Annotated in this window: 16 protein-coding genes; 8 read left to right on the forward strand and 8 right to left on the reverse strand. The window is 68.1% G+C overall.

The window, feature by feature from the left end:
- Window positions 1–2: 2 nt before the first annotated feature.
- Entirely contained in the window at window positions 3–980 is a 978-nt protein-coding gene (locus tag IB268_RS13660) for a glycerophosphodiester phosphodiesterase family protein (RefSeq protein WP_192354377.1), read from the reverse strand.
- Between the two features lie 11 nt (window positions 981–991).
- Window positions 992–1366 (reverse strand): MAPEG family protein, encoded by a 375-nt coding sequence (locus IB268_RS13665; RefSeq protein ID WP_175181044.1) that lies wholly within the window; start codon window positions 1364–1366, stop codon window positions 992–994.
- Between the two features lie 150 nt (window positions 1367–1516).
- Here IB268_RS13665 and IB268_RS13670 point away from each other — a divergent pair, with 150 nt between their 5' ends.
- Window positions 1517–2365, forward strand: coding sequence for a lysostaphin resistance A-like protein (locus IB268_RS13670; protein WP_370540018.1), 849 nt, complete (start codon window positions 1517–1519; stop codon window positions 2363–2365).
- 16 nt (window positions 2366–2381) lie between these two features.
- Here the strand turns inward: IB268_RS13670 and IB268_RS13675 are convergent, their stop codons facing one another.
- The 4 genes from IB268_RS13675 to IB268_RS13690 all read right to left on the reverse strand — a co-directional run bounded on the left by IB268_RS13675 (window position 2382) and on the right by IB268_RS13690 (window position 6408).
- Window positions 2382–3434, reverse strand: a complete 1053-nt coding sequence (locus tag IB268_RS13675) for an alkene reductase (RefSeq protein ID WP_054453840.1) — start codon at window positions 3432–3434, stop codon at window positions 2382–2384.
- Window positions 3435–3482: 48 nt separating this feature from the next.
- Window positions 3483–3830, reverse strand: coding sequence for a helix-turn-helix transcriptional regulator (locus IB268_RS13680; protein ID WP_054453838.1), 348 nt, complete (start codon window positions 3828–3830; stop codon window positions 3483–3485).
- Window positions 3831–3984: 154 nt separating this feature from the next.
- Window positions 3985–5394: an amidase family protein gene (locus IB268_RS13685; protein ID WP_175181045.1), complete on the reverse strand. Its 1410-nt coding sequence runs from the start codon at window positions 5392–5394 to the stop codon at window positions 3985–3987.
- Between the two features lie 27 nt (window positions 5395–5421).
- Complete coding sequence (locus IB268_RS13690) at window positions 5422–6408, reverse strand: tripartite tricarboxylate transporter substrate binding protein (protein ID WP_054453834.1); 987 nt, start codon at window positions 6406–6408, stop codon at window positions 5422–5424.
- A gap of 125 nt (window positions 6409–6533) precedes the next feature.
- Here IB268_RS13690 and IB268_RS13695 point away from each other — a divergent pair, with 125 nt between their 5' ends.
- Complete coding sequence (locus IB268_RS13695; RefSeq protein WP_192352210.1) at window positions 6534–7475, forward strand: LysR substrate-binding domain-containing protein; 942 nt, start codon at window positions 6534–6536, stop codon at window positions 7473–7475.
- Here the strand turns inward: IB268_RS13695 and IB268_RS13700 are convergent.
- Complete coding sequence (locus IB268_RS13700; RefSeq protein ID WP_119448980.1) at window positions 7447–8130, reverse strand: DUF2238 domain-containing protein; 684 nt, start codon at window positions 8128–8130, stop codon at window positions 7447–7449. The genes IB268_RS13695 and IB268_RS13700 overlap by 29 nt on opposite strands.
- Before the next feature lie 2 nt (window positions 8131–8132).
- Window positions 8133–8549: an alternative ribosome rescue aminoacyl-tRNA hydrolase ArfB gene (arfB, locus tag IB268_RS13705; protein ID WP_054453829.1), complete on the reverse strand. Its 417-nt coding sequence runs from the start codon at window positions 8547–8549 to the stop codon at window positions 8133–8135.
- Between the two features lie 93 nt (window positions 8550–8642).
- Between arfB and queE the strand changes: the two genes are divergently transcribed.
- From queE to IB268_RS13735, 6 genes are all read left to right on the forward strand, one after another.
- On the forward strand, window positions 8643–9275 hold the full coding sequence (queE, locus tag IB268_RS13710) for a 7-carboxy-7-deazaguanine synthase (protein ID WP_192352211.1): 633 nt from the start codon (window positions 8643–8645) through the stop codon (window positions 9273–9275).
- A gap of 28 nt (window positions 9276–9303) precedes the next feature.
- A complete protein-coding gene (gene queD / locus IB268_RS13715) occupies window positions 9304–9747 on the forward strand; it encodes a 6-carboxytetrahydropterin synthase QueD (RefSeq protein ID WP_013394146.1) in 444 nt (147 codons plus the stop codon).
- 178 nt (window positions 9748–9925) lie between these two features.
- The gene (locus IB268_RS13720; protein WP_054453825.1) at window positions 9926–10402 is read left to right on the forward strand and encodes a MarR family winged helix-turn-helix transcriptional regulator; all 477 of its coding nucleotides are present in this window, start codon (window positions 9926–9928) and stop codon (window positions 10400–10402) included.
- The gene (locus IB268_RS13725; RefSeq protein ID WP_119448977.1) at window positions 10399–12450 is read left to right on the forward strand and encodes an FUSC family protein; all 2052 of its coding nucleotides are present in this window, start codon (window positions 10399–10401) and stop codon (window positions 12448–12450) included. Before IB268_RS13720 ends, IB268_RS13725 begins: the two co-directional genes overlap by 4 nt.
- Window positions 12447–12659 carry a DUF1656 domain-containing protein gene (locus tag IB268_RS13730; protein WP_013394149.1) on the forward strand — a complete coding sequence of 71 codons (213 nt, stop codon included), beginning with the start codon at window positions 12447–12449 and terminating at the stop codon, window positions 12657–12659. Before IB268_RS13725 ends, IB268_RS13730 begins: the two co-directional genes overlap by 4 nt.
- A gap of 2 nt (window positions 12660–12661) precedes the next feature.
- Window positions 12662–13576 carry an HlyD family secretion protein gene (locus IB268_RS13735; protein ID WP_054453821.1) on the forward strand — a complete coding sequence of 305 codons (915 nt, stop codon included), beginning with the start codon at window positions 12662–12664 and terminating at the stop codon, window positions 13574–13576.
- Window positions 13577–13619: the final 43 nt, after the last annotated feature.

A 13619-nucleotide genomic window follows, 5' to 3' on the forward strand; every position in this document is an offset into this window, starting at 1 on the left:
TTTCATGGCCCGCGCCTGAAAGCGCGCGCCACGGCTTCGATTTCGTTGGTCCAGATCCCGCCCGCGTATTCCGCCGGCACGCGGCGTATGTCCTCGGGGGTGTCGATACCCGTGGAATGGCCCTCGCCGGCGTAAGGACCGAGCAGGAACACGCTGCTGCCCGCCGTCTCCATGCGGTCCAGGAAGCGGCCGGGCCAGCCCCACAACCAGGGCGCGACGTTCACCGGCACCGTCAGCGCCATGCCGCGGCAGACCTGCGGAACGTGGCCGGTCCAGCCCGCGGCCGCATAGCGCAACAGGCAGGACTTCAGGTCCGAGCGCGTCAGCGTGCGCACGCCCGGCGCCAACTGGCGCAACCGGCCTACCGGCTCCTCGCCCCCATACACCATGAAGTCTGCCCGCCTGGCCGGCGGCATGCCGTTGAGCACCGCCGCCAACGCCGCGCCCTCCTCCGCATCGCGGCTCTTGACGTTGATGAGAAAGCGCTGGCGCGGAAACGCCTCCAGCACTTCGGACAGCGTCGGCATCAGGCCCACGCCGCGCCCGCGGAACGGAAAGGTCTTGCCGCCATCGGCGGTATAGCCGTAGCCGACGTCCAGCGCCTTGAGTTCGGCCATTGTGTGCTCGCGCGTCGCGCCGCGGCCCTCGGTGCGGCAATCGACCGTCCAGTCGTGGAACACGGCGAACTGGCCATCGGTGGTGGGATGGACGTCGATCTCGACGATGTCCGCGCCGGCCTCGAAGCTCGCGCGCATGGACGCGATGGTGTTTTCCAGATAGCCGTGGGTGGGTTCGACGATGCGGGTCGCGGTGCAGGTGTCCCGCTCCAGGCCCGCCGCGTCGTAGCGTTGCGCGATGCCGCGATGCGCGAGCAGCGTCACCCGCGCACCGGGATCGGGCGCCGCCCAGTCAGCGTTGTTGATGTAGATGAAGCCTAGCAGCGCGATGGCCGCCAGTGCCGCGACACGCCGCTTGCGCATGGCGCCGTCCGTCAGACACCCGCGAACAGGATCGCGATGATGAAGCCCACGCTGATGGCCCACACCAGCGAACGCAGCGCGCCCCAGCCCGCCAGGTACATGGCCAGATAGCCCAGCCGCACGCCCAGCCAGCAGGCCATCAGCGTGGCCACGTGCGCGGGCGGCGCCTGGGTATACAGCGCGAACAGTACCGCCGCGTAGAAGAACGGCAGCGATTCAAAGGTATTGGTCTGCGCCGCATTGGCACGCGCGCGCCAACCATCCTGGCGTGCCAGCCAGGCGCGCGGATCATTGTTGTCGAACTTCTTTCCGCCCGCCTTGGCCACGATGGCCGACACGAAAGGCAGCACTGCCGCCGCCAACATCAACCACGCGATCATCTTCATAGTCTGGCTCCCAGGTATCCGGCAGGCGCCAGGATACCTGGGTTCGCGGCGCGGCGTCAGCACACGCGCTCAGCGGTCCGGCGCGCATGCCGTGCGGCCCGCAAAGAGCCGCGCGTTTACACTCAGCCCTTTCAACGCCCGTCCACGCCCGTGTCCGCGCTAAGCCCCTGGTCCGCACTGTTCATCGCCGCCGCCATGTTGTGGCCACCCGCCACCCGCCGCTGGGCGCTGGCGCCGCTCGCCGCCGCCTACGCCTGGGCCTGGAGCGATGGCACGATAGACGCCGTGGCGCTGGCCTGGCCTGCGTTGCTGATCCTGGCCGCCGTGCTGGTCCGGCCCGCATCGGGCGCGCTGGCGCGCACCGCCGGCCATGCGCTCTTCATCGCGCTGGCCGCGCTGCTGTTCCTGCACCTGCTGCCGGGCTTTCACAACCCGCAGGTCATCGCGCCAGCGCCACTGAGTCCGGACGCCGTGCCTTTCGGCATGTACCTGAACCTGGACAAGCCGCTGGTGGCGTTCTGGGTCGTGCTGGCGCTGACGCCGCCGATGGCGGGACTGACTCCGCGCGCCACGCTGTCGTCCGCGTTCCTGGCTTGCGCGGGCGCCGTCGCCATCTGCCTGGGCTGCGCGCTGGCGCTGGGTGTGGTCGGCTGGGCGCCCAAGTGGCCGCAATCGGGCTGGATCTGGCTGATCAACAACGCCTTGCTGGTGACCTTGGCCGAGGAGGCGCTGTTCCGCGGTTATCTGCAACAGCGGCTGACGGACTTGTGGCGCGGCCGCGCCTGGGGGTCGTGGGCGGCGTTGATCATCGCGGCCGTGCTGTTCGGCCTGGCGCATTACGCAGGCGGCTGGCAATGGATGCTGCTGGCCAGCCTGGCGGGCGCGGCCTACGGGCTGGCCTACAAATACGGCGGCTTGGCCGCTGCGGTGCTGGCGCACCTGGGCCTGAACGCGGCGCACTTCGGCTTGTTCACCTATCCGATGCGCGCCGTGTTCTGAATGCCGGACCCGCCGGTCAGGCCAGGGCCGGATAGTCGGTGTAGCCGCCCGGGCCCGGCGCATAGAACGTGGCCGGGTTGGGCCGGTTCAGCGGCGCCTTGAGTTCGAAGCGGCGCGCCAGGTCCGGATTGGCGATGTACTGCACGCCAAAAGCCACGGCATCGGCGCGGCCCGCGGCAATGGCGGCCTCGGCGGACTCGCGGCCGAATCCTTCGTTGGCGATGTACGTGCCGCCGAATTCGGCCTTGAGCATCGGGCCCAGGCTGTCGGCGGCTTCGTATTCGCGCACGCACAGGAAGGCGATGCCGCGCTTGCCCAGTTCACGCGCCACATAGCCGAAGGTGGCGGCCGGGTTGGAATCGCCCATGGTGTGGATTTCCCCGCGCGGCGACAGATGCACGCCCACGCGGCCCGCGCCCCACACCGATATACAGGCATCCACCGCTTCCAGCAGCAGCCGCGCGCGGTTTTCCAGCGAGCCGCCATAGGCGTCAGTGCGATGGTTGGTGCTGTCCTGCAGGAACTGGTCCAGCAGATAGCCGTTGGCGGCATGCACTTCCACGCCGTCGAAACCGGCCTCCATGGCCATCTTCGCGCCGTGGCGGTAGGCCTCGACCACGCCCGGAATCTCGGCCGTTTCCAGCGCGCGCGGCGTGACGTAGGCGCGCTCCGGACGCACGTGGCTGACGTGGCCGCGGGCGGCAATGGCGCTGGGCGCCACGGGCAGTTCGCCATCCAGGAACATGGGGTCGGAGATCCGGCCCACGTGCCAGAGCTGCGCCACGATCAGGCCGCCGGCCCGGTGCACCGCGGACGTGACCTTGCGCCAGCCCTGGACCTGTTCGGGGGTCCACAGGCCCGGCGTATCGGCATAGCCCACGCCTTGCGGGGTGACGGCCGTGGCTTCTGTCAGGATCATGCCGGCGCCGGCGCGCTGGGTGTAGTACTCGACCATCAGGTCGTTGGGCACGCGGCCCGGACTGGCGTGCATGCGCGTCAAAGGCGCCATGACGATACGGTTGCGCAGCGTCAGATCGCCTGCGCGCAGGGGTTCGAAAAGTTGGCTCATGCGTAAATCCTTGGCCCCGGATCAGGGGCCGCTGGCGGCGTAGCAGGGCTACATATCCTGGTTCAATTGCCGCAGGAACGCGGCAATGGCGGCTTCGTTGCGACGGTAGAAAATCCACTGCCCCACCTTGGTCGCCGAGATCAGGCCCGCGCGCTGCAGAACGGCCAGGTGCGAGGACACGGTGGACTGGGACAGTCCGCAGCGTTCGTCGATGTGGCCCGCGCATACGCCATGCTCGAAAGTATGGCCCGGGCGTTCCTCGAAGTACGCGTGCGGCGTCTTCAGCCAGGCAAGGATGTCGCGCCGCACCGGATTGGCCAACGCCTTGAGGATGGCGTCGGCGTCAATGGCCGGTAACGAGGCGGCTGGGTCGGAGCTGGAAGTGGAGACCGTCATATTGAAGTATCGCAATTTATCGAATCTTATATCGGAAGTATTCAATATATAGTCATGCCCCTGCGGCGGACAGGGCTTTATGGCCCCGGCATCCGCGCCCGGCCATCCGCCACGGATGCCTCCATAGCCGCCCTTCCCCTTCCTTCCGCGCCGCTCAGGCCACGAGCCTATCCAGCACCGACCACCCCGCCCGCGCCTCGATGGCTTCGCCCGCGGCCAGGCACAGGTCTTCGCGGAACCGCCCCGCCACCAGATGGACACCCATCGGCACACCGTCCGCCAGGCCGACAGGGACCGACAGGCCAGGCAAGCCCAGTATCGCGGTCGAGACCAGCGGGCTCTGCGCGCGCAGTATGTCGCCCATGGCCGCGTCGCCTTGCTGGTCCTGGTCGATCGGGAATGGACGCTCGAACGACACCGGCATGAGCAGGACGGGATAGCGGTCGAAGAATGCGCCCCACTCCCGCAGTATCGTGGTGCGCAGCGCCAGCGCCTGGATAAAGCCGTCCTTGTCCAGCGGCGAGGTGTGCGCAAGCATGCTGCGGTAGGCGCGCTGTATCGCCGCGTCGCCTGCACGCTCGATTTCGCGGCCCATGGAGCCGGACGCTTCGTTCATCAGCACGCTGCGCCATAGCTCGGCCGCTTCCTCGAACCTGGGCGGCGTTGCTGTTTCGACGATGTAGCCCGCGTCTTCCAGGTACTTTGCGGCGCGCAGCAAGGCATCCAGCACAGCGGGATCGGATTTCAGGGCCGAGGTGCCGCAGAACAGCGCCACCCGCCGGCTATCTCCAGGCTGGCGCAGGTCCAGCGGCGCGGGCACCCACCACGGATCGCGGGAATCGCCCGCCGACATGGCCTCCAGCCCCAGTCTCAGGTCGGCAATGTTCCGCGCCAAGGGGCCCTGGGTCGCGGCCAGTTGGGAAGCCACCGGACGCTCCGATTTCTGGCTGGCGTTGTAGGCCGGCACCCGGCCTTGCGAGGGCCGCAGCCCCGCCACGCCGCAGGCATAGGCCGGATACCGGATCGATCCACCCTGGTCGCTGCCGTGCGCCAGCGGCCCCATGCCCAGGGCGGCGGCGACGGACGCGCCGCCGCTGGAGCCGCCCGGCGTGCGCGCGGCGTCGAACGGGTTGACGGTGCGGCCATGCAGGTCGTTGTCCGAAAACCAGCGCCAGGAGAATGCCGGAACGTTGCTGCGGCCGATCACGACCGCGCCGGCCTTGAGCCAGTTGTCGACGGCGGGATTGTTCTCGCTGGCAATGAGGTCCCGGTACGCGACGACGCCATTGGTCGTGGCCGACCCTGCCAGATCGGCGTTGGCCTTGATGGTGACCGGCACGCCGTGCAGGAGGCCCAGCGGCGCGCCCCCGCGCACCGCGGCGTCGGCGGCATCGGCCGCCTTCAGTGCCTGGTCGGCGCAGATCTCGGTAAGCGGATTGAAGACCGGATTTAGCTGTGCCGCCCGCTGCAGGCAGCTCTGCACGGCCTCCCGGCTGGAAACTTCCCGCTGGCGGATGGCCTGGGCCAGATCGACGGCGCTCCAGCGCCAGAGTTCGTTCGTCATGATGGCTCCCTGTGGGGTTGAACGCAGTCAGTCGGCCGACGCGCCGGAGCGCTTGACCATCTCGCCCCACCGCGGGATCTCGCTGGCGATGAGGCTGGCGAACTGTTCGGGCGTGGACGGCGTCGCATCGACGGACAGCGTTTCGTTGAGCTTGAGCACCGCGGGGTCCTGCAGCGCCTTGGCGATGGCGCGATTGAGCTTGTCGATGATGGGCTTGGGCGTACCGGCGGGCGCGACGATGCCGCCCCAGGACACCACCTCAAATCCCTTCAAGCCGGATTCGTCGAGGGTGGGCACGTCCGAGAGGACAGGCACGCGCGTGAGGCTGGTCGCCCCCAGCACCTTTACCTGTCCGGAGCGGATGAAGGGCAGCACGCCCGCGACGTTGTCGATCATCACGTCGAGCTGCCCGCCCACGATGTCGCCCACCGCCTGCTGGCCGCTCTTGTATGGGACGTGCAGCATGGTCGTGCCCGTCTCGCTCTTGAGCATTTCCCCGGCCAGATGGGCGCTCGATCCCACCCCCAACGAGCCGACGCTGACCTTGCCCGGATGCTGCCTGGCATAGCTGACCAGGCCCTGCACATCGCTTGCCGGGAAGTCGTTGCGGGCGATCAGCACCAGGGCATTGCTGATGGCCAGGCTGATGGGCGCAAGGCTGCGTTGCGGGTCGTAAGGCAGCTTCGAGTACATGCTCTTGTTGATTGCCAGCGTGACCAGGTTGCCGAAGCCTATCGTGTAGCCGTCCGGCGCCGCCGCGGCCAGCGCCTGCGTGCCGACAATACCGCCCGCCCCTCCCCGGTTGTCGACGATCACCGGTTGGCCGAGTTCGCGCCCCAGGGCGTCCGCGATCGGGCGTAGCACCACGTCGGGACCGGACCCCGCCACATACGGCACGATGAGCTTGACTGGCCGTTGGGGCCAATCAGCCTGCGCCGCGCCGGCGCCTGCCGCTCCCAGCAAGGCAAAACACAATGAAATGGCCTGACCTACACGACGGGGAAAGATCTGCATGGCTTGCTCCTGAAGTACGGGACTGCATGGTCTTGTCGTCGTGAAGCTTAGAGATCGCCCGCGCTGCGCATAAGGCTATTTCTTTGTTAAGGTGACAACTACAGGTTGTCGCTATCGAGAGGCACATGAAAGACCACCATCTCCGGGCCTGGCTGAAGGTCGCCGAGTTACGCAGCATCCGCGCCGCGGCGCGCAGCCTGCACTTGAGCCAGGCGGCGGTGACCAAGGCCATCAAGGAACTGGAAACGGAGCTCGAAGCGCCGCTGCTCACGCGCAGCCCCCAGGGCATCGAGGTCACCGAATGCGGCGAACACCTGACGGTGCGGGCGCAGCTTGCCCAGGCCCAGTTGTCCCTGGCGCGCCAGGACATCCGCCAATTGCTCAGCGGTGCGCAGGCGCGGGTGGCAGTGGGCGTGACGCCCATGGTGATGCTGAGCGTGCTGCCTGACGTGCTGAACGATTTCAGGCAGAGCATGCCCGCGGCCAAGCTCAAGGTTTCGGAAGGCCTGCTGGCCGCTGTCCTGCCGGCTTTGCGCAACGGCTCGCTGGATTTCGCGTTGGCGTCCGGCATGGCGGACAACCATGGCGGGCAGGAGTTCGATTTCGAGGAACTGCGGCCGCTGGAATTCATGGTTGCCTGCCGCCGCGGACATCCGCTGGCGGACGCCACGCGGTGGCAAGACATCGCGGGCTGCGAATGGCTGCTCAACACCTCGGGCGGCAGCCACACCGACGCCTTTCTGCAAGGCCTGCGCGCAAACGGCCTGCAGCCGCCCGAACGCGTCATCGACTGCGATACGTTCGGCGTGATGTGGAACCTGATGGTCCGCAGCGACGCATTGATCGTCTGCCCGGCGGGCATGCTAGAGATCCCGCCTTACGGCGCCGAAGCCAGCCAGATCCGCACCGAAGCGCCCATGCCGGTCGCCAGCATAGGCATCATGACGCTGCGGGGAACGCCGCTGTCGCTGGCGGCGTCCACCATGGCGGACCTGTTCCGCCGACGCATCCAGCGGCTAGCCCAGGCGGGTGCCGTGGCTACACGCCAGGCTGGCGGCGCGGCTTGAGGCTGTCGGCCCAGTCGCGCGCCAGGTCGCGGCGGGCGCGGCGGTTGACCAGGGCGGTGATGGCCATCGCGATGACGGCGCCCCCGGCCGCCAGCGCCATGTCCTTCTGTGCGTCCCAGATATCGCCCTGCGTGCCCAGATAGGCCGCGCCCAGGTCGCCGCCCACGGTGGCGGCGGCGCCCCACTCCAGCAGTTCGTAGAGCGCCGAGGTCGACAGCGTGACGTCCATGGGCAGGAAATACGCCCAGAAGCCGCGCACCTCGACCACGCGCAGAAAGATCTCGCGGATGGGATACGCCAGCAGCAGGCCGTAGGAAAAATGCACCACGCGGTCGAAATTGTTGCGCTCCCAGCCGACCATGCTGTTGAAACTGTGTCCCGTCAGCGCCCGCCACCAGTCGTCGTAAGGCACGAGCGAATAGGTGTAGTGCGCGCCGACGGCATGCAGGCACAGGTAAAGAAAGATCAGCGTGTACGAGGTGCGCGAAAACACGAACCAGCGCCGCGTAAAGAGCAGCGCCGCGCCGAAGGCCAGCACCAGCGCGTTCTCCAGCGCCCAGTCGGCGCGGTCATGCGGCGCAATCGCCAGCGCCGTCCATATCACGGCGAACAGCGCGCCCAGCGTGTACAGGTAGCGCCGGCGCGCGTCGGCCATGGTCAGTCTCCCTGGACCCGGCCGCGCAGGCGCTTGACTTCGCCGTGCAGCACCTTGCGCTGCACACGGCGGCGCTGCGAGGCGCGGGTGGGCTTGGTCGGACGGCGCGGTTTGTCGGTGCGCGCCGCTGCGCGCACCATGGCGATCAGGCGTTCGATGGCTTCGGCGCGGTTCTTTTCCTGGCTGCGGAACGCCTGCGACTTGATGACGATGACCCCGTCCTTGGAGACGCGGTGGTCGCTCAGCGCGCACAGCGCTTCCTTGATTTCTTCGGGCAGGCTGGAGGCGCGCACGTCGAAACGCAGGTGCACGGCGCTGGACACCTTGTTGACGTTCTGGCCGCCCGCGCCCTGGGCGCGGATCATGGTGAACGCCAGGTCGCGTTCATCCAGGTAGATGGAATCTTGGACGTGAAACATAGCCCGCAAGTATAGATGCGCCGCGCAAAGTAAAATAATGCGCTTTTGCCTGATTTATCCGGGGTCCGGCCTTATCCGGCCGCCGGCACCACCATGACTTACTCCGCCAAAGAAATCTTCAAGACGCTGCAGGGCGAAGGCGCCCACGCAGGCCGCGCGGCGGTCTTCTGCCGCTTTGCCGGCTGCAACCTCTGGACCGGCCGCGAAAGCGACCGCGCCAGCGCCGCCTGCACCTTCTGCGACACCGACTTCATCGGCACCGACGGCGACGGCGGCGGCAAGTTCGCCACGCCCGAACTGCTGGCCGACGCCATCGCCGCGGCCTGGGGCCCGGGCGCCAATGACCGCTACGTGGTCTTCACTGGCGGCGAACCGCTGCTGCAGCTGGACGCGCCGCTCTTGACCGCGGTGCACGCGCGCGGCTTCACGGTGGCCATCGAAACCAACGGCACCATCAAGCCGCCCGCCGGCATCGACTGGATCTGCGTCAGCCCCAAGGGCACGGCGCCCGTGGTGCTGGAACGCGGCGACGAGCTCAAGCTGGTCTATCCGCAGGCCAATGCGCAGCCCGAAGCCTTCGCGCACCTGGACTTCGAGCACTTCTTCCTGCAACCCATGGACGGCCCCGCGCGCGTGGCCAATACCGAACAGGCCGTCCAGTACTGTATGCAGCATCCGCAATGGCGGCTCAGCCTGCAGACCCACAAATACATAGGCATTCCATGATTCACCCTAGCCCCCTGCGGAGCGCGCCATGATTTCCGTGACCCGCAGGCTGGAATTCGACGCCGGCCACCGCATTCCCGACCACCGCAGCCAGTGCCGCAACCTGCATGGCCACCGCTACGTGCTGGAAATCACCCTGACCGGCGACGTGGTGCAGGCGCCCGGCGAGTCCGACAACGGCATGCTGATGGATTTCTCCGAGATCAAGCACATCGCCAAGACCCACATCGTGGACGTCTGGGACCATGCTTTCCTGGTGTATGAAGGCGACGCCGCCGTGCGCGGCTTCCTGGACAGCCTGCCCGGCCACAAGACCGTGGTGCTGGACCGCATCCCCACGGCCGAAAACCTGGCCGCCATCGTCTTCCAGACCCTGGCGCCGCACTATCACGGCCACTATGGCGCCGAACTGCGCCTGACCCGCGTGCGCCTGTACGAAACCCCCAACTGCTGGGCGGACTGCAACGGCTGAACGCCGGGGCGCGGCGGCCGCTGCCGCGCCCGTCCTTGCCGCGACACGCCCCCCCCCCCGGCTGCCGGTTTTCCATAGACGGAAAACCCGCCCCCTATTTTCCCGATTGAGAAAATCCATGGAGATAATCGCCATTTTCAATTATTAGTAAGCTAATAGATAGGATACAATCTATTCCATGAACACGCCCACCGACTCCCAGCTCATGGCCACCACCTCCGCCCTGATGGTCCTGTCGCGCGCCTATCGCGGCGCCGCCGACAAGGCCCTGGCCGATTACGGCCTCTCCCAGGCCACCGCCTGGCCCGTGATCCTGGCCGGCCGCCTGGGAGACGGCGTACGCCAGGGCGCGCTGGCCGAGGCGCTGGGCGTGGAAGGCCCCTCGCTGGTGCGCGTGCTGGATCACCTGGTCGCCGCCGGCCTGATGGAACGCCGCGAAGACCCGCACGACCGCCGCGCCAGGACCCTGCACCTGACCGACGCCGGGCAGGCGCTGCGCGCCAAGGTCGAGGACGTCCTGGTCGACCTGCGCCGCCACCTGTTCCGGGACGTAAGCGAAGCCGACCTGCAAGCCTGCCTGCGGGTCTTCGACAGCCTGAAAGTCACCCTGGGCCGCGGCGGCGCCGGCACCCAGCCACAGGACGAACAAGCGTGAAACTCCCCAACGTCCGCGAAGCCATCTTCTCGCTCAAGAGCTACCTGAGCGCCATCATGGCGCTCTACCTAGCCTACAGCATGGGATTGCCGCGTCCGTTCTGGGCCATGACCACGGCCTATGTCGTGGCCCAACCCTGGTCGGGCGCGGTGCGCTCCAAGGCGCTGTACCGCCTGGCCGGCACCTTCTTCGGTTCGGCGGCCACCGTCTACCTGGTGCCGCGGCTGTCGAATTCCCCGGTGGTCATGACCGCCGCCATGGTGCTGTGGGTGGGCGCCTGCCTGTACCTGTCGGTGCTGGACCGCACCCCGCGTTCGTACCTCTTCATGCTGGCGGGCTATACCGCCGCGATGATCGGCTTTCCCAGCGTGACGGCCCCCGCCCAGGTGTTCGACACCGCGCTCGCCCGCGTCGAGGAAATCAGCCTGGGCATCGTCTGCGCCACGCTGATCCACAGCATCGTGCTGCCGCGCGGCCTGGCCCCTGCCCTGACGCTGATGCTGGACAAGGCCGTGCGCGACGCCCGCAACTGGATGCACGACACGCTCAGCGGCCAGGCCACCGAGCAGAAGGACCGCGACCGCCGCGTACTGGCCAACGACATCACGCAGCTGCGCCTGATGTCCACCCACGTGCCGTTCGACACCAGCAACCTGCGCTGGACCTCGGGCGCGGTGCGCGCCATGCAGGACCAGATCGCAGCGCTGACGCCCACCGTGTCCGCCGTGGAAGACCGCATGCGCGCCCTGCAGGCCGGCGGCCAGCCGCTGCCGGAGCCCGTCACGGCCCTGCTCGCCGACATCTCCGAATGGATCAACGCCGGCGCGCAGGCCACCCACGAGACCGCGGTGCAGCTGCGCGCCGCCGCCACCCGCCTCACGCCTGAAATCGACAGCCGCTCCAACTGGCGCGACGTGCTGCTGGCCAGCCTGATGACGCGGCTGCGCGAGCTGGTCGACACCTATGACGAATGCCTGGCGCTGCGCCGCGAGATCCGCGCGGGCCTGGCCGGCGCGCCGCTGCGCGCCCCGCGCTCCAAGCCCGCGCCCAACGCCGCGCTGCACCGCGACCGCGGCATGGCGCTGCTGTCGGCCCTGGCCGCGGGCGTGGCCATTTCGGTCTGCTGCGCCTTCTGGATCGGCACCGCCTGGAGCAACGGCGCCACCGCCGCGCTCATGGCCGCCATCTTCAGCTGCTTCTTCGCGTCGCAGGACAATCCAGTGCCCGGCATCATGCAGTTCCTGACCTACACGGTGTATTCGATTCCGCTGTCGGCGCTGTACCTGCTGGGCATCATGCCCGCCATCCATTCGTTCGAGATGCTGGCCCTGGCCATGCTGCCCACGGCCTTCGTGCTGGGCATCTTCATTGCCCGGCCCGCCACCGCCGGCAAGGCCATGGCGATGCTGTTCGGCTTCCTGGGCACGATGGCGCTGCAGGATACCAACACCGCCGACATCGTGTCCTTCATCGACACGCAGGTCGCGCAATGCATGGGCGTGGCCACCGCGGCCATCATCGCCGCCATCTTCCGCACCGTCAGCGCCGACTGGAGCGCGCGCCGCATCCAGGCCGCCAACTGGAAGGAACTGGAAACCCTGGCAAGCTCGCCGCGCGCGCCTTCGCGCCACACCTACGCCGCCCGCATGCTGGACCGCATCGGCCTCCTGCAGCCGCGCCTGGCGCTGGCCCAGCGTCCGGACGACCTGGTCGCCGCCGACGCGCTGAAGGATCTGCGCGTGGGCCGCGACATCACCGAACTGCAGCGCGCCCGGCGTCACCTGCCCATGGCCGAACCGGCCATCCAGCCGGTGCTGGACGGGCTGGCGAAGTTCTTCCACGCGCGCTCGGCCTGGCAGGTCGGCGAGAAAACGCCCGAATTCCTGGCGCAGATCGATCGCGCGTTGGCCAGCGTGACGGCCACGCCCCCGGGCGCCGCGGCCCGCGACCGGGCAGTCGTCGCGCTGGTGGGCCTGCGCCGCGCCTTCTTCCCCGACGCGCCCGACTACCAACCCGCCCATCCCACCCTGGAGGGCCAAGCATCATGATCGGCGAATTCAATCTTTATGGCGTCTATTTTCCCTGGCTGCTGGTGCTGGGCGTGGTGACCCTGGGCGTGGCCTGGGCGGTGCGCCGCGTGCTGGCCCGCGCCGGGCTGTACCGCCTGGTGTGGCACCCCGCGCTGTTCGACCTGGCGCTGTTCGTGGTGCTGCTGTACGGCGTATCCCTCATTTCCCCCTATTTACTCCAGAGATAAGCATGAAACTCCCCAATGCCCTGCGCCCCGCAGCCATCGGCAAGTTCGCGGTGACCGCCGTCGTCGTCGCCGCGGCCGCCTACGCCGGCTGGCAGCTCTGGGTGCACTATGAAGTCGAACCCTGGACCCGCGACGGCCGCGTCAAGGCCTACGTGGTGCAGGTCGCGCCGGATGTCTCCGGCCTGGTGACCAGCGTGCCGGTGCACGACAACCAGGACGTGAAGGCCGGCGACGTGCTGTTCGAGATCGACCGCGCGCGCTTCCAGCTGGCCTACGACCAGGCCCAGGCCTCGGTGCGTTCCGCGCAAGTGGCGCGCGACCAGGCGGTGCGAGACGCCAAGCGCAACCGCTCGCTGGGCCAACTGGTGGCCGCCGAGGCGCTGGAACAAAGCCAGACCAAGCTGCAGCAGACCGAAGCCGCGCTGGCCCAGGCCGAAGTGCAGCTCAACACCGCGCGCCTGAACCTGGAACGCAGCCGGGTGCTGGCGGTGAACGACGGCCGCATTACCAACCTGGACCTGCGCGCCGGCTCCTACGCCACCGCGGGCCGCGGCGTGATGGCGCTGGTGGATTCCGGCTCGTTCTACGTCGAAGGCTACTTCGAGGAAACCAAGCTGCCCGGCATCCATGAAGGTGATCCCGTCACCGTGACGCTGATGGGCGACTCGCACCATATCCGCGGCCACGTCGAAAGCATTGCCATGGGCATTGCCGACCGCGACCGCAGCACCGGCGCCAACCTGCTGCCCAACGTCAATCCCACGTTCAACTGGGTCCGCCTGGCGCAGCGCATCCCGGTGCGCGTGAAGATCGACGACGTGCCCGAAGGCGTGCGCCTGGTGGCCGGCCAGACCGCCACCGTATCGGTGGATTCCGGCCCTGCCCACTCGCAGACCGAGGCGCACCAGCCGTCCTGATCACCACTTTTTCAACCCCTTACCCCTAATCGACGCACAGCCG

This window comes from Achromobacter sp. ACM01 (genome assembly GCF_014851745.1).
Lineage (GTDB): Bacteria > Pseudomonadota > Gammaproteobacteria > Burkholderiales > Burkholderiaceae_B > Achromobacter > Achromobacter aegrifaciens.